The organism is Flammeovirga agarivorans, assembly GCF_012641475.1.
GTDB classification, from domain to species: domain Bacteria; phylum Bacteroidota; class Bacteroidia; order Cytophagales; family Flammeovirgaceae; genus Flammeovirga; species Flammeovirga agarivorans.
Genome location: NZ_JABAIL010000001.1, coordinates 865,696 through 889,303 on the forward strand (window position 1 = coordinate 865,696; position 23,608 = coordinate 889,303).

17 protein-coding genes are annotated in these 23,608 nt (G+C 34.2%); 8 read left to right on the forward strand and 9 right to left on the reverse strand.

What is annotated here, in order from left to right; translation table 11 throughout:
- Positions 1–29: 29 nt before the first annotated feature.
- Positions 30–1,595 (reverse strand): PepSY-associated TM helix domain-containing protein, encoded by a 1,566-nt coding sequence (locus HGP29_RS03695; RefSeq protein ID WP_168880997.1) that lies wholly within the window; start codon positions 1,593–1,595, stop codon positions 30–32.
- 364 nt (positions 1,596–1,959) lie between these two features.
- Here HGP29_RS03695 and HGP29_RS03700 point away from each other — a divergent pair, with 364 nt between their 5' ends.
- On the forward strand, positions 1,960–2,406 hold the full coding sequence (locus HGP29_RS03700) for an RrF2 family transcriptional regulator (protein WP_235958251.1): 447 nt from the start codon (positions 1,960–1,962) through the stop codon (positions 2,404–2,406).
- Here the strand turns inward: HGP29_RS03700 and HGP29_RS03705 are convergent.
- Both HGP29_RS03705 and HGP29_RS03710 read right to left on the reverse strand, forming a co-directional pair.
- Positions 2,403–2,927: a hypothetical protein gene (locus HGP29_RS03705; RefSeq protein ID WP_168880998.1), complete on the reverse strand. Its 525-nt coding sequence runs from the start codon at positions 2,925–2,927 to the stop codon at positions 2,403–2,405. The genes HGP29_RS03700 and HGP29_RS03705 overlap by 4 nt on opposite strands.
- A gap of 21 nt (positions 2,928–2,948) precedes the next feature.
- Complete coding sequence (locus HGP29_RS03710; protein ID WP_168880999.1) at positions 2,949–6,368, reverse strand: AAA domain-containing protein; 3,420 nt, start codon at positions 6,366–6,368, stop codon at positions 2,949–2,951.
- Positions 6,369–6,641: 273 nt separating this feature from the next.
- Here HGP29_RS03710 and HGP29_RS03715 point away from each other — a divergent pair, with 273 nt between their 5' ends.
- Together HGP29_RS03715 and HGP29_RS03720 are read left to right on the forward strand one after the other, a co-directional pair.
- Positions 6,642–8,348, forward strand: coding sequence for a hypothetical protein (locus HGP29_RS03715; protein ID WP_168881000.1), 1,707 nt, complete (start codon positions 6,642–6,644; stop codon positions 8,346–8,348).
- A 33-nt stretch (positions 8,349–8,381) separates the two neighbouring features.
- Positions 8,382–9,782, forward strand: a complete 1,401-nt coding sequence (locus tag HGP29_RS03720) for a DUF5723 family protein (RefSeq protein WP_168881001.1) — start codon at positions 8,382–8,384, stop codon at positions 9,780–9,782.
- Positions 9,783–9,844: 62 nt separating this feature from the next.
- Here the strand turns inward: HGP29_RS03720 and HGP29_RS03725 are convergent, their stop codons facing one another.
- Both HGP29_RS03725 and HGP29_RS03730 read right to left on the reverse strand, forming a co-directional pair.
- On the reverse strand, positions 9,845–11,143 hold the full coding sequence (locus tag HGP29_RS03725; RefSeq protein ID WP_168881002.1) for a pyridoxal phosphate-dependent aminotransferase: 1,299 nt from the start codon (positions 11,141–11,143) through the stop codon (positions 9,845–9,847).
- Positions 11,144–11,322: 179 nt separating this feature from the next.
- Entirely contained in the window at positions 11,323–12,777 is a 1,455-nt protein-coding gene (locus tag HGP29_RS03730) for a caspase family protein (RefSeq protein ID WP_168881003.1), read from the reverse strand.
- 149 nt (positions 12,778–12,926) lie between these two features.
- Between HGP29_RS03730 and ppk1 the strand changes: the two genes are divergently transcribed.
- Together ppk1 and HGP29_RS03740 are read left to right on the forward strand one after the other, a co-directional pair.
- On the forward strand, positions 12,927–15,047 hold the full coding sequence (ppk1, locus tag HGP29_RS03735; RefSeq protein ID WP_168881004.1) for a polyphosphate kinase 1: 2,121 nt from the start codon (positions 12,927–12,929) through the stop codon (positions 15,045–15,047).
- 96 nt (positions 15,048–15,143) lie between these two features.
- Positions 15,144–15,626: a regulatory protein RecX gene (locus HGP29_RS03740; RefSeq protein ID WP_168881005.1), complete on the forward strand. Its 483-nt coding sequence runs from the start codon at positions 15,144–15,146 to the stop codon at positions 15,624–15,626.
- 1 nt (position 15,627) lies between these two features.
- On the opposite strand, the gene HGP29_RS03745 is transcribed toward HGP29_RS03740, so the two are convergent.
- Together HGP29_RS03745 and HGP29_RS03750 are read right to left on the reverse strand one after the other, a co-directional pair.
- Positions 15,628–17,658, reverse strand: coding sequence for a M13 family metallopeptidase (locus tag HGP29_RS03745; RefSeq protein WP_168881006.1), 2,031 nt, complete (start codon positions 17,656–17,658; stop codon positions 15,628–15,630).
- Between the two features lie 29 nt (positions 17,659–17,687).
- Positions 17,688–19,061 carry a hypothetical protein gene (locus HGP29_RS03750; protein WP_168881007.1) on the reverse strand — a complete coding sequence of 458 codons (1,374 nt, stop codon included), beginning with the start codon at positions 19,059–19,061 and terminating at the stop codon, positions 17,688–17,690.
- Positions 19,062–19,131: 70 nt separating this feature from the next.
- Between HGP29_RS03750 and HGP29_RS03755 the strand changes: the two genes are divergently transcribed.
- From HGP29_RS03755 to HGP29_RS03765, 3 genes are all read left to right on the forward strand, one after another.
- The gene (locus HGP29_RS03755) at positions 19,132–20,007 is read left to right on the forward strand and encodes a prephenate dehydrogenase/arogenate dehydrogenase family protein (protein WP_168881008.1); all 876 of its coding nucleotides are present in this window, start codon (positions 19,132–19,134) and stop codon (positions 20,005–20,007) included.
- Between the two features lie 67 nt (positions 20,008–20,074).
- The gene (locus tag HGP29_RS03760) at positions 20,075–20,836 is read left to right on the forward strand and encodes a tetratricopeptide repeat protein (RefSeq protein ID WP_168881009.1); all 762 of its coding nucleotides are present in this window, start codon (positions 20,075–20,077) and stop codon (positions 20,834–20,836) included.
- 253 nt (positions 20,837–21,089) lie between these two features.
- Positions 21,090–22,280: an RluA family pseudouridine synthase gene (locus HGP29_RS03765; RefSeq protein ID WP_235958252.1), complete on the forward strand. Its 1,191-nt coding sequence runs from the start codon at positions 21,090–21,092 to the stop codon at positions 22,278–22,280.
- 81 nt (positions 22,281–22,361) lie between these two features.
- Here HGP29_RS03765 and HGP29_RS03770 read toward each other — a convergent pair whose 3' ends face one another.
- Positions 22,362–22,952: a YtfJ family protein gene (locus tag HGP29_RS03770; RefSeq protein WP_168881010.1), complete on the reverse strand. Its 591-nt coding sequence runs from the start codon at positions 22,950–22,952 to the stop codon at positions 22,362–22,364.
- A gap of 256 nt (positions 22,953–23,208) precedes the next feature.
- Positions 23,209–23,415 (reverse strand): hypothetical protein, encoded by a 207-nt coding sequence (locus HGP29_RS03775; protein ID WP_168881011.1) that lies wholly within the window; start codon positions 23,413–23,415, stop codon positions 23,209–23,211.
- Positions 23,416–23,608: the final 193 nt, after the last annotated feature.

The following is a 23,608-nucleotide window of genomic DNA, read 5'->3' on the forward strand; positions in this document are numbered from 1 at the left end:
CAAACTCACTTATGTATAATGTTTACGTCCTATTTCCGTTTGGAAGTAGGACGTTTTGTATATAAAGATTTTAATTTCTTTCTTTTTCTATAAGCATATTCATAAACTCCACTGATAATAATAAATATAAAGAACAAGCTAACTATTGGTATAAATAAGATTCCCACTTTACCCAAGATGAAACTAAATAAACGTCCATTGTGCAGTTCAAACATATAGTTCCATAAAGGCATCTTGTATCCGTCGAGTAGTTCTTTTGGCATTGGAAAGAAGCTATCTTCATTTGGTGTATTTAATGTCAATAAACCCTGTTGGAAAGTTGAAATATATTGTATTCCGTTAGGAGATGTAAAGGCAGACATCACCATAAAGTCACTAGGCCTTTTCATAGTTTGATAATGAGGAGTCTTGTTACCATACAATAGGTCATAAGAATAGTTGTCTCCTTCTTTATAGTCGAAAAGACCATAAAAAGAACCAATTAAATAATGATGGTTGGGTAGGCTTTCAAAAACAGTAGCTCCCATCACGAAAATATTTACAGCCCACTCTGTTTTTACAAATGGTTTTTCTAAAGACCTCTTACCTTTATAAATTCCCTCAGTTGTATCGAGAATAAATTCATCATTTTCTGCATTGTAAGTAGCATTTCTAATACTATGGTACCAGGGATTTTCTAAAAGATAATTTGGTACTAGACTCACCGGCACTTTTCCATCAACTAGAGCTACCAATGCTGGTGGTCTCATGAAAAAACCAGTACCACCTATTACTAGCAAAAATAAACTTGTATAGACACCAATAACCGTATGGTTTTTAATCATCCATCCCATTCGTTGGTTAACCTTCTTCTTCGCTGTTTTATCGGTAGGCTTTCTTTTCTTTCTGAAAGTAATATATAGAGCACTTATACTTAAAAAAATCAGTATTGCTGATAGGATATCATAAAATACTCTCCCTCCAAAACCCCATAACCAACCGCTATGAAGAGCAAAAGTATATTGAATCAGATCCATAGTCTCCCTTTTATCTTTTAGGAGATGTTTTGGAGATAAACTTTTAGAAGAAGCCAATAAAGTTGTATATAGATGGGATTGTGAAAAGGCATACAATGTATCTTCCACAACGATGAGTTTTACAAATTGTTGAAGTGTTGATTCAGGAGTCTTGATCTCAGTCCATAAATTATTAGAAAGGTCTAATTTATAAACTCCCTCAAAAGTAGCAGCATATAAGATGTTGTGTTTTTTATCGAATAATAGATCATTTGTTTTTAGGTAGTAAGGAGCTGTTGTAAAACCATTATTCATTGCAGAATGAAAGGTTTTACCTCCATCTTTACTTTCCCATATACCAAACTTTCCACCTAAAAAGATATGGTTTTCATTGACGAAAATAGCATCATTAATTCCACCTCTATTCCAATTTTTTAGGACATAATCCTCTGGTAACCAATTGGTGGGAACTCCATAATTTGCAATCCAATTACTATGATTCAAAAGAATTCCAGAAATACTCATCCAGATGAGAATAATGGATATCCCAATACCAATGTATTTGTGCCATTTTTTGAAAAATGAATAGAGTTTTTTCATGAGATACTTCTTTCAGAATAAGCATAAAAGCCAAACTCATAGAAGCCTGGCTTTAAAGCTTAACTGTTCTACTATTTTATCTAAATAAAACACTAGACGATTGCGAAAAAAATATGTAATAGAGTGGAAACTCTGATAGAAAACGAAACAAATAAAAATATCTTAACCTGGTAGAAAGTAAGGAGATATTTATTTTTCACATTGTCTAATGCTGTATGTTTTGTGAACATTCAAATATAGATAGGATCTTTAAAAGATAAAAAGGTCTTTTATTCTTTTTCTTTAATAAATTTTAAGTGAGAAGGCTAAATATGATAAATATGGTGTAAATTAAGTGCTATAAATAAGAGAGCGTTTTTCAATTATGATGTTATCAAAAGCGTGTACATACGGTATTAGAGCGTTGATACTTGTGACACAGAAAAGTAATATTGGGAATAAGATAGGAGGTAAAGATGTCGCAAAACTGACAGATATGCCTGAGCAATTTGTTTTAAAAATACTTCAACAGTTAAGTAAAAAAGAGTTGATTGAATCTGTAAAAGGACCAAGAGGCGGTTTTTACATGAAAGAAGAGCAGCAAGAAGTTACTTTATATCAGGTAGTAAACGCCATTGATGGAGATCAGCTAATGACATCTTGTGGATTAGGTTTTGAGGAATGCTCTGATCTAAAACCATGTCCATTGCACTCAAAATATAAATCTATTAAAACTGAGTTAGTGAAGATGTTACATAACACTACGATCAAGGAAATGAGTGATGATGTTTTAGAGGGTAACTCTTTTCTAAAAAATATAATTAAAGACTAGATATTTAAGCCAACATCATCTTTAGTTTTAAAACCAAAGAAAGCTTTAACTTCTTTTTTTACTAAGTTCTTCTGATAGAAGAAGTAATCTTTTGCTGCCACATATAAGATTTTATCCTTTTTAAATTGAGACCTTAATAAAAAAGCAAAACCAATATAAGGTATGGAAGCCCAATAAGCTTCAAATACAGTAATCTGGTCTTTAAGTCTGTACTTAATAAATAGTGCTTTTAAGGTAGCATTGCCTACAAGAAAAAGTAATGGAGATATAGTTACCCAACTAAACTCTCCCTTAAAAAAAGAATACCCTAAAGCTCCTGGAAAAAGTAAGTTGTCGATCCAAACCGCTACAAAACTCCAAACAACAAGAACATATCCAACTCTGAGAATTTTGGATACTCCTTTTCCAAGACTACACTGGATGAGGTAGTCCATTTCTTCATTGGTATATTTTTTATTTCCTTGAACGAAACGGCAAAAATTATCTCTTGCACACTCGCAGGATTCATCAAAATCTTTCATAGGCTGATTGAATGGGAATTACTAAAATAACTCTTTATCATTTTCTATCCAACCTTTTTGCTCTCTGACCCAATCCATAAGGTTTTGATGGATGTAAGATCTAGATAAAATTGATGGAGAACCAAAGAAGAACATTTGTTGTTTTGCCCTAGTTATTGCAACATTTAGCTTACGATCTACACTACCATCCTCAGTCATTGATAGCATACTTTGCATCTGAAAAGGGGTGTTTGCACAAAAAGAAATGAGAATTACCTCTCTTTGACTTCCTTGGTATCGTTCTACAGTGTCAATACTTAAGGTGTTGGCCTCTTTCATACCTTCTTCTTCTAAAGCTTGTCGAATGGCAGCAATTTGGTTCCTGTAAGGGGCAATAATTCCCAAAGTTTTATCAATATCAAAGTACCCTTTTTGCTCTAAATATCTCTTTTTAGTTGCTGCAGCTACTTTTGCAATTTTTCTTGCTTCTTCCATATTGATCTTGTCTGAAGTTTCAGATCCTAATTGAGCAGTAGGGAAAAATAATAACCTGTTTTCGCAAAGAAGTTTTTCTAACGGAGTATATTTTTCTTTGAGTTCCCAAACCATTTCATCACTTTGCCAAGGAAGAGGAACGGTAGTTAAATTGCCTTGGTAGAAGTGTTCGTTCGCAAAGTTACCTAATACTTGATGCATCCTTCCTTGATTTCTTAAACGGTCATAAGCCCAATCCCATTTATTTTCTTGGCATAAGGAATAGATACGCTCAAAATAAGCGGTTCTTCTATCTCGAAGGTGAATATCTTTCAGTTTGTCATATTTAATTTCTGATAAAGAAGGATCTTGTTGAGTGATGGCAGGAAGCTGTTTCTGATCTCCAATAAGAACAAATCGATTCACTTTAGTCAATAATTCCATTAGTTGCGGCTCAAGTATTTGAGAGGCTTCATCAATTACTGCCATATCAAATTGCTTTAATGAAAATAGGGAGGAACGACCGGCAATAGATGCTAGTGTTGTGACAAAAATTCTATGTTGATCAATACCCTTTTTTAAGCTGTTTCTATTGTTCGATTCCTCTGCCATTTTATTCAATAGAGAGTTTCTCCATTGAGGTGAGCAGCTGTGCTCAGATCCAATTCTTAAGAATTTTCTGCCGTCTTCTAAAGGAGTTTCAATGGCTTCATCTAAGGCTTCACATATTTCATCTACAGCCCTATTGGTATAAGCAATAAATAAAATATTTCTAGTTGAGTCTGTTTTATGAAGGATATGGGCAAGGTTTTTTAGCATTCTAGAGGTTTTGCCAGTACCTGGAGGGCCTACAACTAAGCAATAATCCTCTGTAGATATTGCTTTTGAAAGTGTGTTTAACTCAGTTTGATTTAAGTTTTTATCCTGAGCCAAATCAAGAACTTCTGAATGTGTATACATTTTATCAGGATAAGTAGGAGGCTTTAATCCCAACAGAATGTCTTTCTTTCCTTTATTTTCCCAAGTAATAAAATTGAAAATTCCTCTATACATCGCATTGAAAGAAGCTTCCATAAAATCTCCTTCCAAAGCCCATTTTGTATCCGTATCAAAAATTTCAGCATTACGTTGACGATGTCTTAACTGTACGTGAACAGCGTCTTTTGTTATCATTGTGATGGTTCCACGGTTAATCTGCCCTTTGGTTGCCACACTTTCTTTATTGTTTCTTGGATAGATCGTGACGATATCACCGACTCTGAAATTCACAAATGCATTGTCTTCATTCGTTCTCTTAAAAATTAGTTCTGGAGTTGGTTCGTTGACATTATTTTCAATGACTTCTAAATCAAAAAAGATTTTAAAGCTATCTTTCTTTGCATCAAAATCATCTAACCATAAGGAAGCTGTACCCTGAGAAAAGATGGTGTCACCTACCTTTGCTAATTGATGCTCTTTGGCAATAAAGCTACAAAATGAGTATAAATAAGCCCTTTCTAGTTGAGAAGTAGCCTTCATCTTACGGATAAATGTATTCACATCCTCTTTTGTGAACTTAGCGGCAGTAGCAAAAGTCACCTCATTGATTTGTTGTAAAACCTCCCCAACGTCCTTTAAAGTTTCTGATTTAGCAAGAAGAAACTCATTCAATACCATTTCATTACGGGTATATAAAATAGCTTGCTCCATTTTAGTGGTATAAGTATCATACCTTAATGGAGCTTGTAAGGCCTTGGAATAAAAAATAAATGGATAGATAGATTGACGTTCAGCATTAAATGCATCTTGGAGTATCATCTGATACATTAATGTTTGTACGGAATGATTTTTCCATAAGCCAGAATTCCCTAAACCAGCTTGTGGGGCAGTACCAGACTTTAGCTCGACAATTTTATATTCCTTGTTTTTCTGATCGATGTGCAATAAATCTAATCGGCCTTGTAACCCATATTTTGGAGAATAAAATGATGGTTCGATGACACACCCTTCTCTTACAATATTCTGCTGAATGAAGTTATCATTAACAGTATGAAGGATATTTTTGAATTGAAACTCTGCATCTCGCATAAATCCCGTAAATCCTTCTTTCGTTTGTAAATCGGGTAAAGTGATATAATCTAGAGGATTTGATTTAAAAGTTTTGGTAAAAACATCTAAGAAATTTAGTTCATCTGTTGATGCAGAATGTATCGCTTCATCTAAAAAAAAGTTGGCAACATTACCCAATAACATGGCTTTGCTTGTATGAGTCGTTGAGAACTTTTTTAGTAGATGCATTAATGGAATACTTTGATGCATATTGAAAGATTCAGCAACAGCAGTTACATCGACAAGGTAATCTGGTTCTAACACAAAATGTGATGGGATTATAGTATCCTCGTCAAGTCTCGATGTAACCAAATGTAACTGGGCGCCTTCCCATAATTTTGAGATAAAAGTAGTGTACACATCATTAACATGGGGAACACCATATTTTACTTTTACGGGAGCCTCATTTTCGATATCATCATCTTCAATACAATGAAGAATTTTATTATCATGATCTATTTTGATTACCTCAACACGAATTTCATCAATATAATTCTCCTTATTCTTCCTAGATTCTTCAATATCAGGAAGGGGAGGAAGTGCTTGATCTAATGCCTCAGGTATATCTTCTTTGTAAATAATTTTAACGGTTTCGGCTATTCCTCTAGCAGCAAAACTCACGTCATGTTTTGTAATCGTTTTTGTAGATTTTCTAGATTGTCTATCATTAATTCTAACCTTTTGTAACCTCCACGTAAGAACATTTGGTAGTTTTAGCTTTTGACCAATGAAAGCAATTCTAGAAAATAAACTAGACAAAAGAATTTTTTCCCCTTTCGTTTCTTCTTTACATAACCATTCTAGTAAATCTTTAATTCTATGGTGCTTTTGTTGGTATGTAAACTGTACATCCTGTAATGTCGAAGAAATATAATTGTAATAATCAGAAGCTTTAAGCATGATTTTTAGATCAAATTAATGTAAAAGGAATTCTCTAGTAAATTTAGGAATACTATACTTTTGTCATTTACTTTCAAAAAATAAACTCTTGTAAAAATAATACAGATAATTGTATTTTTTTTATAGATACATCTTGAGTTTTCATAAAATAGATTAACTTTGCTTAACAATATTGCCCTATCTTGAATCTTTCCTGTCGTTGAACCAAAATCAACTATTAAAAGATGTTTTTTTAAATAGGCAACTACAAACCTATGTGAACTATTTTTAAACATGAAAAAAAATAATCTCTCGAGCCGTAGTTTTTCTTCGGCTATTCTAATTACTTCTTTGATGCTATCTACTTCTTGTGGACCAGAAATTGATGAAATTGTGGTGCCACCAATAGAAGATTATTCCATCGGTATACCAATTCTTAATGGGGGTTTAGGCTTTTCTGATTTACTAACAGAAGAGCAAATGGAAGATGTGACTATTAATGGAGACACCATGTCTTTTAGTTTTGCGGATACTTTAGAAATCGCAACAACTGAAGATCTTGTTCAAGCTTTCGGAAGTAGTAGTACTGACGACTTTTTTAGTGTGGACTTTCCAGATCCGATTGACGGATTAGGAGGAAGTGTACCAATTCCTGCAGAAGGTGTTACTTTACAGTTTGCTAAAGACGCAAGCGATTGTACACCGTCAGTTCTTCCTTGTATAGAACTTACCAATGATGTTGCCGATGCGACCGTATCATATATTAGATATATGAGTGGTAACTTGGTGGTTGGTTACAATAGCCTAGGAGTAAATGAAACTTTTAACCTAGTGTTGTCAAATATTACAACATCAACCGGACAGTCTAGTATTTCTGCAACTGGTGTTAACGGTTTAGCTCAAATTGACCTTACTGGGGTTGAATTTGAAATGTCTGAAACACCTACTGTAACAATGAATGTAACTAATTCTTCAGGTACTCCTGTGGCAAGTGGTAATCTTTCTAGAATTACATTTTCTAGCGATAACGAAGCGGATAGAGTAAAACTATTCTTCCCTAACGGTATGGCGGATGCAGGGTTTGATATCCCTATAGAAGATATCGACACAGATTATCTATCAGATATCTTCCCAGAAGGAGCACAGTTGACATTTAGAGATCCAATAATTTCATTCGATTTTGATAATCCTCTAGGTACAGCGGTACAGTTCGATTTATCAGAAGCACAGAATGGAGGTGTTGTAGCGATTGTAGGAAGTGATGAAATACCTGTTTCATTTACAGAGTCAGCTGCAGATACTGGGAATGTAAGTAGTTGTTCTCAGATTATTGATGTTGTTCCTGCAACAGATTTTGAGCAGCCTTCAAATACACTTCGATACATGTGTGATGCAGGAAATATCTTAAGTCAAAGACCTACTATTGTTAGGTTTACGGGTGCAGCAACTTATGAGATCAACAATGGAGACGAAATTTTCTTCTCTAATAATGATAAAGTAACAGCAATTTTCTCTACTAAAATCCCAATCTATATGGGCTTTACAGGTATGAACTTTACAAGTGGTTCAGATCTGGATTTAGATTTTAATTCAGAAATCGAAGAAATTAATACAGCTGTATTACGTTCACAAGTAAACAATGGGATTCCAATCGATGGTACATTGAAATTTGTCATGAAGGAATCTGAATTCGGTATTGCAACGGATTCAATCATTGTAAATGGTGGAGTAGAAGGTGCAAACCTTATTCAATCAGCTGAAGTAAATAGTGATGGTGTAGTGATTGGTGAATCTGAACAATACCTCGAAACGCCTTTGAATGAAGGACAAGTTCGAGCACTATTGAATGCAGGTTATTTGGATATTTCATTTGGATTGAAAGCAGATGCTAATCCAGATACTGAAGTACCGGAGCCAGTTTTTATTTCAAATTCACAATCTATGGATATCAAGATGGGGATGCTACTTAACGGTACTATCAATTTTGAATCTGATAATTAATCCCATCTTTTTAAAACTACACTAGTATTAACTATGAAACTTAAAAAATATATATTACTCACTTTTTCTCTAATGGCTTTAGCACATTGGAGTTCGGCACAGCAGATAAATACATTGTATTTCATGAATAGTGTGCCACAAAACACAAAACTTAATCCAGGTAAACAATCTGAAGCAAAGTGGGCTGTAGCATTTCCTGTAACTAACATGGGACTGAATGTTTTCAATGGCGTTAGTTTGAATGATGTTACTTACAGAAGCAATGACTCGACCATTTTAGATATCGATGGCTTGTTAGATAAATTGGAAGATACTAACCGCCAAATGTCGATGTTAAACTCAGAAGTGTTTGGCTTGTATTTCCAAAAATATAAGTGGGGTGTTAACCTGAGAGTGAATTACACTAACATTGAACACCTAACTTATTCAAAAGGATTGTTCAATACAGTATTAAAAGGACCTGCTTCTCAAGAAGTATTAGGCAATCCGCAACCATTAGAATCAGTAGCTAAGGTTTTTGGTTTTATGGATGTAGCGATTGGAGGTAATTATAGAATCAACGATAAATTAGTAGTGGGTATGACGGCTAAAGTATTGTTTGGTTCACATAATGTCAATGCAAAATTGAATGGTCAGATCTATCAAGACGATGAAGCAAACTTACCTTTAGTATTAAATGGTAATATTGAACTTGCTTCTAATGGCTTAGGTGATATTGTTGATGAAGAAGGTAGTGTAACTATCGATGGAGACAATATTGCAGAAGATATTGCTACATTTAAAAATGTAGGTTTTGCCATAGACTTAGGTGCTACTTATCAGTTTAGTGATAAACTATCTTTCGAAGCATCAGCGTTGAACTTAGGTACAATATTCTGGAAGGACGATACCAACTATAATTACAATGCTTCATTAGATTCTATCAATTATGATGGTATGGATCCTGTAAGTTTAATCAATGGTAATGCTGATAATCCATTTCCTAGTATTGGAGATTCATTAAATTTTGTTGATGTAGCAGGCGAAGCACCAGGTAATACACCATTACCAACTATCGTAAACCTTGCGGCAACCTATGAATTTTGGGATAGAGCTACAGCTGGAGCATTATTCTCTCAAATGTTTTACGAAGGAGAATATTATCCAAGTTTTACACTTTCTGCGGATAAGCAGTTTGGTAAATTCTTCGGCTTTGGCTTAAGTTATACAGCAGATAAATTCAATGCTTTTAACCTTGGTGGTATGATTTCAGTTGGCTTCCCAGGTTTACAAGTTTATGTGTTATCTGATAATATTTTGAGTGCTGCTATTCAATATGATAAAGCAAGAGCGGCTAACTTAAGGTTCGGTATTAACTTACCTTTTGGTGACGTAGAAAAAGACGATATGCCCAACTCTTTAAAAAAGAGAATGAGCAACAGAAGAAGACGATAAAATTAAAGGCCTGAATCTACTAAGATTCAGGCCTTTTTTATTTTATAAATTCATCATCAAAACTAACTGCAATACTCAATTACAGCTTCTCTGATATGTGTGAATGTCTCTTTTAGAAGCTCTTCATTCTCTTCAAGAAGAGTTACCCTGAATCCTTCTAATTCCGAACAAAATGAAGATATAGGAACAACACAAACCCCTTTAGCAGCCAATAAGTTGTAAACAAATTGTTTATCAAAAGGCATTTCTTCTTGAACCCATTCATCTCTCATTGCAGCAATTTTAGGATCATCAATTTTTAATGATTGTCCTGCTTTCAACATCCCTTTTTTGAAGATGATTGTATTGTAAAATGCACCATACGTTTTATTAAAAGTCAGTTGAGGTAAATCACCCAATAGACTAGCAATAATTTCAGCACGCTTTCCAATTGCATCATTCGCTTCTTTTCGATAAGGAAGGTAACGAGGATCTTTCATTATTCTAGGGATAGCCATTTGAGGAAGTTTTGTAGAACATACCTCAATCATCTTAGCATTGTCTAATGTCTGGCACAATGCATTGAATTGTGGATCGCTTGAACGGTTATAATATTCCATCCAACCACATCGAGATCCTGGCCATGGAAATTCCTTAGAAATACCTTTTAAAGCTATACCAGGAACATTTCCAATATATTCAGCCAAAGTGATGGCTTTCGCACCATTATAGGTCACATTTGCGTAAATCTCATCGGATACTAAGAACAAATTGAATTCTTTAGCAATCTCGACAAATCGATCTAGAATCTCCCTTGGATAAACCATACCTGTTGGGTTATCTGGGTTGATAATTAGAATACCTACAATATTAGGATTGTATTTGATCTTAAGATACAAATCGTCCATATCAGGATACCAATTGTTTTCTGGATCCAACTTGTAAGTAAGAGGCGTAGTGTTGGCGTGGGCGGCTTCGGCGGATGAGTGTGTTGAGTAAGCTGGTGAAGGACCAATAATTCTTGATGTAGGAACCAAGAACTGATATAATTTGGAAATGGCATCACCTAGGCCATTAAAAAAGAGAATGTCATTGGCATCAATTTGAACACCATTTAATTCATTTGTTTTTTCTGCTAAGTATTCTCTCGTCTCAAGAACACCTTTAGAGTGACAGTACCCAAAAGTTTCGTTTTCATTGATCAGGCCACCAATAATCTCTCGCATCCATTCCGGCATACTACCGTTTTTCTGAATTGGATCACCGATGTTTTCCCAATAAATTCTTCTACCTTCTTTTTTGAGTAGGTCAGCCTTTTTTACAATTCCTCGGATTTCATAGCTAAGTTCATTAGCTCCATCCCTTAATAATTTTTGTCTCATCGCACAATTTAATCGTCGACATTACCCGCCAAAGTAATGAAGACTATTGAAAATATATTATATCCTACAAAATAGAATGCCCACAAGGTATTTACCTAAATTCTATTTTTGGATGATTGTCCTCAAAATTGGGAGTTCATTAGGAAAATATCAAAAAAGTTAACAACAAATTACAATATTCAATTTGAATATAGAGTTTTATTGAGATTTCCTATAGTTTCAGGTGTTTGTGTTCTGTTGTGTAGCCTTCTCGCCATATACGAAACTTCACTCGATAGATAGTTTTTCATTTCTTCTACCGTAATCTTTTTATCTTTATTCTTATCTGCTGCTCCTTGGAGTCCTTTAAGGAAGAAATAGGTAAACATGGAATGGTAGTTTTCATCATACCAACTCGATACTTGTTCTGAAGCAGCAGAACTAAAAATTACAGCATTATCATCTTTTAATACTTTATTTTCTGTTTTGATAAATACTGGAGATATACTCTTTAATAACATTCCTCCATCAGAAGAGCCACTGAAACAGGCATCGATCACCACGGTTAGTGATTTGTAGGGAACTTGCCCCAAATTTTCATAGAACGTTGAAAGTGCATACCCATTAAACTGTATCAAAGAAGGATCTGTATCCACAGGGACAAAATATCCTTGTTGGGTTTCGGGATTGGGAGCACCATGGCCAGAGTAGTAAACAAAGACATCTGATGCATTGGGTTTGACATAATTAAAAAGCTTGCCTTTTCCATTACCTTTAATACCAAAAACAGCATTGAAATCAGCCTGTGTAGCATCCTCTAAATAAATGATATTTCCCTCTTGGAAACCATACATCTTTACAAGATATTCTTTCATAGTTTTAGCGTCATTGATTGCATAGTCTACTTTTGGAACATCATTGTGTCTATAGTTTTTATTACCAATGATCACAGCAACGGCGTCTTTATTTACTTTATCCCAAGAAGGAATGTCCTTGTCGACATCACTTAAAGGGTAGTTGTCCACAGTCTTTTCTTCTTTACTTTTTGATATTGGAACAACTACTTCATTCGTAGTCGTCGAAGTTGTTTTCTTCGGAGTTGCTGGAGCAATTGAAGGGATATTTAGTGTTGACAAATCAATATTCTTACCACTTGATTTTGCCCAATTGTATTCTTCTAAAAATGTTGAAAAATACGCATTCATTATTTCAGAAACAAAAGACTTGAGTTCATAAGAAAACCGAGTTGATGATGTCTTTTTGAAAGCTACAGTTGTATTTCCAGAAGTAGCATCTTTTACTAAAAGGTATAAATCTAAGTAATTACCTTCTATAGTTTTATTGAATTTATAAGAAACATCAACATATACATTTTGCCACCCGCCTAATAGTAAATGCCTCAACTCTTTGTTGGATAAATCGCAAGAGTTTTTGGATTTAATTTCCATCATTGGTGCATAAGTATTAATGACATTAAAGCCATTATATCGAAACACTTCTTCAATACTTTGTACTACTACTCTATTGTTATATAAAAAATAAGAATCACAGAAAGATTCATTCTCTTGTGTGTAGGGGAGAATAGCAATGCTTTTTTGAGCATAAATTTTTTGTGATGATATAAGAATAAGAAGTAGTAGAATTGAGGATCTCATATTTATTCTGATTGCTGTTAATGAAGTTTTGGTTGAATCTTTTTTAAATTCCAATTAAATATGGAACTCTTAATATAATAAACCAATTAAAATTGTAATTTTGTATGGCAAATTAGTCTTCAACACAATCCATTAAAACTCAAAATTATATGGTCGCCCACGACAAGATCCAAGCTTTAATAAATAGTAGTAATTATATCTCAAGAGACCTATCATGGTTACAATTCAACTACAGAGTTTTGGCGCAAGCTCAGATGCCTTCTAGAACTGTATTTGAACGTCTAAAATTTTTAGCAATTACGGCTTCAAATTTTGATGAATTCTTTATGATTAGAGTTGGATCACTATATAATTATATTGATTTTGGAAAACGTCGTTTGGACTATTCTGGGTTAAGAGAAGATCAATTTAAAGAAAAACTTTACGCAGATATCCAAGAGTTTACTCAAGCACAATTTGAGTTAGTACAAAAAGAATTAGAGCCACAGTTTGAAGACAATGGTTTTAAGATCGCTAAAGTAAAAGACCTTAAGAGTTCGGAAAAGCAACAAGTGGGTGAGTATTTCAAAAAAATGGTATTCCCGATGTTGACACCAATGGTATATGACACATACCATGCTTTTCCTGTGTTGAATAATTTGCTGACTATTCTTGGGGTTGTTACTGTAAATAAAAAAGAAGAAACAGGAAATAGACGTAAAATATCTTTTGTTCAGATACCTAAGAATTTACCAAAGTTCTATCAAATTGAACGAGAAGATTATTGGGTTTTTGTTCCGATTGAAGATATTATTGAAGAGCATGTTTCTCAGCTTTTCAGAAACGTTGAGATTGAGTCTGTAGATATTTTCCGTATCACAAGAAACGGTGATTTTACATTAGACGAAAGTGATGATGTAGATACTGATTTCCTAAATGAGTTAAAAGCTAAACTTAGAACAAGGAAAACAGGTAGAGTGGTAAGAATGGAGATGTCTGCCAATCCAAACCCATTATTAAGAGAAACATTAATGGAGAAGTTTGATATTGCTGAGGATAACATTTTCCTTTCTCCAGTATTCTTAGACTTTACAAGATTGTGGCAAATTGTATCACATAAAGCTTTTGCTTATTTACAGCCACCATCTCCAAACTATGCTATACCTGTAGCATTGCAATCAATTAAAAAAGGAGATTCAGACAATATTTTCAACCGTCTGAAAAAACAAGATATACTTCTTCATCATCCATACAATAGTCCTGACCATATGTTAGAACTATTGGAAGCAGCCGCTGATGACCCTAAAGTAATGGCCATTAAAATGACGATCTATCGTTTGGCGAAAGACTCTAGAGTAACAAAAGCATTATTGAGAGCCGTTGAAAATGGTAAACAAGTTTCTGCTTTATTTGAGGTGAAAGCTCGTTTTGATGAAGAGAATAACCTGAATGAAGCCAAGAAATTGCAAGAGGCAGGGTGTTTTGTGATTTATGGTGTATCAGCTGTAAAGACGCATACCAAGTTGATGCTTGTAGTAAGAAATGAGTCTGAAAAGGTAAGAAGATATGTACATTTAGGTTCTGGTAACTATAATGAATCTACAGCAAAACTGTATACCGATATTGGATTAGTGACTACGAATGATGCTTATGGTGAGGATGTATCGGAGTTTTTCAATGCCATTACAGGACACTCTCAGCCGAAACGATATAATAAGTTACTTACAGCTCCTCGACAAATGAGAAAGGGCTTTATTGACTTAATAGAAAAAGAAGCGAAAAATGCTAAAGATGGTTTGCCTGCAGGTATTGTGATTAAGGTAAACTCTCTACAGGATGATAAGATGATGGATGCTCTTTACTTGGCTTCTCAGGTAGGGGTGAAAATTCACCTTATCATTCGAGGAATTTGCTGTATTCGCCCTGGAAGAGAAGGTCTAAGTGAGAATATTACGGTGCGTTCGATAGTTGGAGACTACCTAGAGCATACAAGATTGTTCTATTTCCATAATAATGGAGATCCTGTGGTATATGGTGGTTCTGCTGATGCGATGACAAGATCTTTCGATAGAAGAATCGAATCGCAATTCGAAATTGTGGATCACTTATGTCGTCAAGAAGCAATTAATATCTTGGAGTATAACTTAAAGGATAATGTAAATAGCTTTATCATGAATGAAGACGGTACTTATTCTAAGATTACTCGAAAAGATGGTGAAAAAGCATTTGATATATTTAAAGAATTTTATCTAGTGACTCAGAAGTCTGTCAATAAGGCTAAGCTTTTCTAGGTAAGCCTCTACATAAGATTATTAAAGAAGCTAAATGTTCGGTTCTCGGGCATTTAGCTTTTATTTTTACATGGATAATTCAAATTGATCAAGTAAATGGAATTCACTTTTAAACAGATATTACCAAAGATTGCAGCTTATTGTTCCTATCAAGATCGTTGTAAACAGGAGATTACCAACCGATTGTTGAAATGGGAATATCCAGAAGAGGATATAGAAGAGGTATTGGCTTGGTTAAAGGATAATAAATTTTGGGATGAGTCTCGCTATGCAGCTTCTTTTGTGAGAGGTAAATTTAGAGGGAACAAGTGGGGAAAAAGAAAAATTTCTATGGCTTTATACCAAAAGGGAGTTGAGCAAAATATTGGAAAAGAAGCCCTCAATACAGAAATAAAAGACGAAGAATATTATGAAATGGCATTAGGAATTGCCCGAAAAAAAGTGAATCAATTGATGGGGAAAAGTGATGAAAAACACATCATCAAAGGCAAAGCACTGCAATACTTGGCAGGAAAAGGCTTTGAATCAGAAGTATGCTTTAATGCCGTTGAAGATGTGTTGTATGAATTAGAGTTATAGTTTACCAAATAGAAACACGGTCTTTTTTATTTCTCCACATACCATCACCTTCTTCTACATCAAATGCATTGTAAAAAGGAGTGAAATTTGAAAGAGGACCGTTAACTCTAAATTCTCCAGGTGAATGTGTTTCTGTTAAGAGTTTAGTTCTTAAAACTTGCACTCTTGTTTTAGATCTCCAGATCTTAGCCCAAGAGAGAAAGAAACGTTGTTCAGGGGTAAATCCATCTATTGTATTATCATGTTCCCCTTTACTTTTTTGAATATCACTAAAAGTAGCGTATGACAATGCCATACCACTGATATCAGCAATGTTTTCGTTTAAAGTTAAATTTCCGTTGACAAATCTACCTGGTAAAGGTTCATAGCGATCATATTGTGCGATCAGACGATTTGTTCTTTGTTTAAAAGTATCGTAATCTTTTCTTGTCCACCAATTCTGAATTTCACCTTTGTCATTGTATTGCCTACCGATATCATCAAATCCATGGGTAATTTCATGAGCGATAACTGCACCGATCGCTCCATAGTTAATAGCATCATCTGCCTCTGGATAGAAAAATGGAGGCTGTAAAATCCCTGCAGTAATCACAAACTCATTATGTAAAGTATGATAGTAAGCATTTACCGTTTGAGGAGTGATAATCCATTTTTTCGCGACATTCTTATCTTTTAACTTCTTTATCTTTCGCTCAAATAACCATTTGTTGCCATTTGCGACATTTCTTAAATACGATGATGTGATCTCAAAACTTTCATACGAAGGGAACTTGTTGGGGTAGCCAACTTTAACACTCAACGCATCTAGTTTTTTTCTAGCGTAGGATAACGTAGTTGGGTCCATCCATTCAATTTTACTTAAACGATCTTTTGCTGTATCCAATAGCTTTTTGATCATATCATTAGCTTTCTGCTTTTTCTCTTCAGAGAAATTTTTTTCGATATAAATCTCACCCACAGCAAAACCCATGGCTTTATTGGTAGCATCTAATACTCTTTGCCATTCTTCTGGCTTCGCCAAAAGACCATCTCTCTTCATACCAAAGTACCTGAAGTCTTCATCAACAAATTCGCTAGATAGGAATGGAGCAGAAAAGTGAATTAGTCGCCATTTTAAATATTGCTTTACTTTTTCTAATCCATTTTTAAGAATAATAGCATCTATACTTGAAAAGTAAGTCGTATTCGTCACAATAACGGTATCTGTATCAATTCCTAATTCTTTGAAGTAATCTTCCCAGATAAAAGTTTGGCAAATGTCCGTTAAACCTTTGATGGTATAGGGGTTGTAATACTTGTCATTTTTATGAGTTTTAACGGAAAGGTTGTATTGTTCTGCAATATTTTCCTCTACGGTATAGGCTATTTTAGCATGTTTTAAAGCAGATTCTTCTTCTTCACCTAAAAGCATAAACATCTTTTTAATATGCTGTACATAATCAATTCTCATATTAATAGAATTTGAATCCTGCAAGGCATAAAAATCTGTATTGTGTATGCTGATACCAGAAAGTTCTAAATAAACGGCTTGCTTTTGAGGCTGCTTTAGATCTTGAAATATGGTGGGTTTAAAGAAGGGGTTAATTTGATGTTTATGTAATCTTATGATTGCACTTTGTAGATCAAAAAAGGTTTTAATTTCATTAACCTGATCAAGTATTGGCTTTATTGGAGCCCCTTTTTCTTTTTCCCGTTTTTCTAAATCCATTCCTATACGGAAAAACTCAGCAGCTTTGTATTGGTTCGAGCCCTTTTTGTAAGTATTGTTTTGATAAGCATCAGTCAGAAGACCTTTGATAATGAGGTTGTTTTTAACCCTTAATTCGGTATAACTTCCCCAACTCCCTCGGTTTTTTGGTATATCTTCATGGTGCATCCACCCACCATTGGCATAGAGGTAGAAATTATCCTGAGGAGCAACTAAGGTATCCAAGTCGTTCCTGTTGATATAATTTGATGATGAATTTTCAGTTAATGATTGACACCCTAATAAAAAGGGAAGGTAACATAAGATAATAGCAAGCTTTTTCATAAGTTCTAATTTCAGAAAACTGAAAGAGCTTACAAAACAAGGCTTAAAGTTTTTCTGTAAAACCACTCACTAATTGCTTTCGCACAATCTCTTGCCGTAGCAAATGAATCGACAGTGATGTCTCTTAAATCGTTAGATGCTTGTAAAGTGAAGAGCTTTTGCTCAACATAATATGAGATATACATTGTTAAGTGTCGTCCTTCAATAGCTAATTCAATAAATCCATCAAATTTATTTCCATTAGAAAACATCTTTGTAAGATCTGTTTGAATCCCCTCATTTAATAATTGAGATTCTAGGGAATATAAATTTTGTTGTTGGATGATCGCTGAATTTCGAATACGCATCTGACACTTTTTCAATGCATGTGCAATTTCCATAGCATCTTCAGATACAGCTAAATCAGATTGATGGTGCCTTAATGTAAACATATAGGACTCCATTTCATGATCAAAAGCATAGTCTATGGTAATTTGGTGGAACCAAGGTGACTCCCACTCAAGGAATAAAGGAGAAGGTACAATACCGGAAACATCAAAAGTATTGTGCCATACATTGTAGAAGAAAGCTTCGTTTTGAACTACGTCTACTTCACTTTCTGTTATTTCTTCACTGATTTTTTGAACTTCATCCAGTTTACTTCTTAACAGTAAGTTTGTAGTTGTTTCTTCATCAATGTGTTTCCAAGCTCTCCAAGTAAAGTCATTCCAAGAAAAATACTGTAGATTATTTAATCTCTTTTTATAATCAAATACAGAGTCTTCGTCTAATACGTATCCAGGGTAATAATACTTTTTATTACTCATTTGGGCATATTCGATCTCAAAAAGCATACTTGTAATCCCTAAAGATTGTTTGCTGTATTTTGGATCGAAAAGGGCAAGAATACTACAGATAGATTCTTCTCCAATATCAATAAATGAAATGGCAGCGAGATGATCACCATCTAAAATTTGAAGTTCCCATGTTTCGAATGGAGATTCATCATTTCCTTCTTCGAGGAAATAGTTTTTTAGAGTAGTAGGAGAGTTCGGAGATTGAAAGCGACCTTTATGCTCTGCGTACATTCTCTCTTTCTCATCAGTAATCTCTAATGGCTGAATTTTGACATTAAAATCTTTATTCTTTCGAATAAGTTTTCGTTGTGTCTTTGAAAAGGTGAAATTTTCTAGAGTTACTCGAATTGGGACAATAGAATACACATGCTCTCTGAAATAAATCATTTCATAGCGCGACATCATTGGTCCGTCACGAAACCAAGCCTCCTCTAAATACTCATCTAATGTGCTTCCTGTACACTCAACAGGCATAAAATAATCAAAAGTCATCGCCATTGTGCCACTTCCCGTTCTATCTACTCCCAAATAAAAAATGAAATACGTACTTTTGTCGCTCGATTGCAAAAAGTTTTGCCTTCGAGACTTCAAATTTGAAGTAAATTTATCGAATATAAAAAAACTAAGTGAGATAATAGTGGAACTCATCAAGCAAAAAATTGGAGTAGTCGGTGGTAGCCAAGGTTTAGGTAGCTGGATTGTAAAATATTTTCGTTCAAAAGGTGCGGATGCAAGGTTTTCTTCTAGGAAGGAAAACAGTGAGTTCGACTCTAACTTACAACTAGCTGATTGGGCTGATATTGTGGTGCTTGCAGTGCCTATTTCGGCGATGGCTAACGTGATGGAAGAAGTTTTTCCAGCGCTTGATGATAAGTATCTTATCGATGTTTGTTCGGTAAAAAAGTTTGTGATAGAAAAATATCTACAATTACGACAAGTTTACACAGAAGTTTTACCAAAATACTGTTCTATCCATCCAATGTTTAGTCATCGCATTAAAAGTTTTGATGGGAATGTGGTATTATTTAATCACAATGATGGAGCAGAAGATCTAGAAGATGCACTGAAAAAGTGCTTTTTAGAAGACGGTGGAGTTGTTAAAGATGTTCAATATATCAAGCATGACAAGCTGATGGGCCTTGTTCAGGGACTAAATCACTTCAATGTCTTTGTTTCTGCGAAGACAATGGCGAGATTTGATGAAGATTTTGAAGATATTAAGAGCGTTGCATCACCTCCATATCGTATCTTTATCGTGTTTTATACAAGGTATGTTCTTCAGAACCCATTATTATATGCTGATATCCAGATGAGGAATGAATATGTATACGAAGTAGTTAGGATTTTCAGAGATGAAATGAACAGACTTTTCGATATTATTCAAACTCGTGATAGGGATCAATTTATGGAATACATAATGGAGATGCAGGGTTTCTTCGGACAAAATGAAGGTGATATTGAATTGTCATCACATTTGATGCAGAAATTAAGTCAGAAATTGGAAGAGAAATAGAACATCTGGGTATTTAATAAGTTAAATAAACAAAGAGGGGAGAAGGCACACTTCACGGATTAACAAAATGGAACAATATAGTCAGGCGATCGAACTCATCAAGAAAGGAGAGTTACAAGAAGCGATTTCTCATTTGAACAAAGTAATTGCACAGGATGATAAAAATGTGGGCGCATTTTACCATCGTTCAGTTGCTAGATACAAAATGAAGGCATTTGATGGAGCAATTGCAGATATCAACAAAGCAATAGATTTACAGCCTTTGAATGCTGACTTATTTGCACATAGAGGTATCATTCTTCATATGCAAAAGCATTCAAAAAGAGCCTTATTAGATTTTGATAAAGCACAGCAATTAGAGCCAGATAATCCATATAGATATTCAAGTAGAGCATTTATAAAGGCTCACATTAAAGATGTGGAGGGAGCAATTGCTGACTATGAAAAGGCAATTGAATTAGATCCTGAAGATGCTATTGCTCATAATAACTTAGGAATTATCCATGAGCAGCAAGGATATAAAGACAAAGCACAAGAGTCTTATGATAAATCAAATGCTTTAGTAGGTTACGAGGGGTTAAACCCAGAACGTTCTGATGTCTCAGACCTTTTAGATGAATGGAAAAAAGAGAAACAAGAGCAGGAAGAACATCAACGTAAACTGATTCAGGAAAGAGAAGCACTGCAAAAAATACAACAGGAAAATAATACTGAAAATGGTTATTGGGGTATTGTAAAAAGTGTTTTTACGAACAAAGCAGTTTTTAAAGAGTTCATTGATTTTATCAAAAACGGATTTAAGTTGCCTTCACAAAACGATAAATCATAAAGTCTTTTTCATATTTCGAAGAATCATTGTAAGAAATATTACATAAGTTGTAAGTATTGCGTACGCAGTGTTTTAGGAATTATAATTTTACATTATATTACCTATAGCTGTTATTCGTTATAAGTTTATCATTACTATTTAAATATTCTAATTCTACTGTTGATGATGCTGTCATTCAATAGAACATAGCTTAAATAAAAGCCTAATTAGGCTAAATTTCTCAAACCTATTATAAACTTGATACTTACTATACATGACTGAAAGAGATATGAGCGGGACAAGCAATTTTGTGAACAATGACGATTTAAACCATCATAATAAACAAAAGATGTTGGAAGACGAAAAAGAAAAAAAAGTCTCTTCAAAAGCAACAAATAATGAGGCCAATGACGGTTACTTTAGACCTGAAGATTTTAACCTAACGGAAGAAGATTTACTGTCAGAACGACAATTTGATGAGCTTCGAATTGAAGTCGATCCCAAACAAACTGCCTTAAGAATTGACAGATTCCTTGTGGATCGAATCCCTAATTTATCCCGTAATAGAATTCAAACAGGGTTAAAAGAAGGTCATTTTGTCGTTAATGGTTTACCGGTAAAACCTAACTACAAAGTAATGCCAGGTGATGTAGTAATGGTATTTATGCCAAAACCTAGATCACAAGAATTAGAGCCTCAAAATATTCCATTAGATATTGTATATGAAGATGAAGATCTTCTTATCGTCAATAAAAAACCTGGTATGGTTGTGCATCCAGGGTTTAACAATACATCTGGAACGTTAGTCAATGCATTGATCTATCATTTCAACGGATTACCTACTTCATTTAATGGTGAAGATAAACCGGGGTTGGTGCATAGAATCGATAAAGACACTTCTGGTCTTTTAGTAGTAGCAAAAAATGAAAATGCACTAACTCACTTGGCCAAACAGTTTTATGACCATACTATTGAGCGTACCTACCAAGCGATTGTTTGGGGAACTTTTCCAGAGGATAAAACGACAGGTACCATTGAGTCAATGATTGGTCGTTCAGATTCAGATAGAAGGATGTATACTGTTTTACCAGATGATACTACCAGAGGTAAACATGCCATTACACACTATAAAGAATTGAAAAACTTACGTTATGTGAGCTTAGTAGAGTGTAAATTGGAAACAGGTAGAACTCATCAGATTCGTGTGCACATGAAACATTTAGGTCATCCTTTATTTTCAGATGCCATGTACGGTGGAGATAAAATCTTAAAAGGTGAACGTACTGGTAAGTATAAAACTTTTGTAGAGAATAACTTTAAACTCTGTCCAAGACAAGCATTACATGCTAAATCTTTAGGGTTTGAACATCCAGTGACAAAGAAATGGATGCAGTTTAACTCTGAGATACCTCAAGATATGCAAAAGCTTCTCAAACGATGGGAAGATTATTTAAGATATAGTTAAAAAAATAAGGCTGTCACAATTTTGCGACAGCCTATTTTTTTTGATTGCAAAGGGTAATATAACTAAGTCTAGCAGGAATTATTATTTAGATAATTCAAACTGCTTCATTTCTTCTTCAGTGTATTTATGAGAAGTTGAAACATTGTTTCTGATTTCATTAATCACAAAGTCAACTTCTTCTTCTGTCATTTCATCAGCTTTCCAGAACAGTACTGTACCTTCTGCATCTACTAATAAAATTGAGAATGCATTATTACAATCGCCTGTATTCCAAGCATCTTGAATAAATCTCTTTGGATCAGTAAGGATTAAAGCATCAGCTTCTTGCTTTGATCTCTTTCTTACCTGACGCGTCATAAAACGTATAACACTGTTAGGGAAAGGTGAATCTGCAAGGTTCACAATACCATAAGCCATATATTCATCTTCAGGGAATTTCCATTTTTTTACTTCTTCAATAAAGTATTCGTTCATTGAAGGTTTATCTGGATCTGGGTAAAAGATTAATGTAACTTTTTCTCCAATACCAGGTGTAACAGCAGGTTTATTATTCAAGTCTCTTATATCGACTTTCTCAATTTTGTCTCCTCTTTTTAATGTCTCTTGAGCATTAACAGACGTGGCAAAAAACGTAAATAGGGAGAGTATAGTAAGTTGATAAATAAGTTTCATAATGATTCTGTTTTTGAATGATATACTTTTTAGAACGGTACTCTTTTTTCTTGAGTTGGATCTATTCGTATTTGTTTACTATTCATTTAGGTAGTTATTATTTTATCCTTTTTTAATAATAACTGATATTGAATTAATTATATTTCACAGTAAAGTGGTGGATAATCAAGGAGTTAATCCTTGTTTGTGCAATGTTTTTTAACAACAAAAAAAGACCTCTTTTATGAAAGAGGTCAATAGTTTATGAAATTTCTTTTTAAGGATTTTCTGAATTAACGTCGTTTTTCAATTTTTTGTCATACACTTTTCTATTCAGAAATTCATTGAGTTGATCAATCGAGTAAGAGCTTTCAATTTCACCTGCACTGTTGATTTTAATATCAAAGCCTTCTAGCTCTTGATTTACTTTAGGCTTAGCTGCGGTTCGCTGGAAACCATAGCGTGCTTTTAGGGATCTTAACATAGTAAGTAGTAATATTAGGTTTAACAAAACGTAGTTATCTCTGAAAAAATAGAGATTTTGATAGTAGCTAAAGATTCCCTCAATTGTCCGAGAATCCATTCATTTTTCTTTTAGATCTATATGTAATTTAGCTAATAATCACTAAATGAACTAGTTGATGTACACTATTTAGCCTCTTTGAAGAAAAAAACAA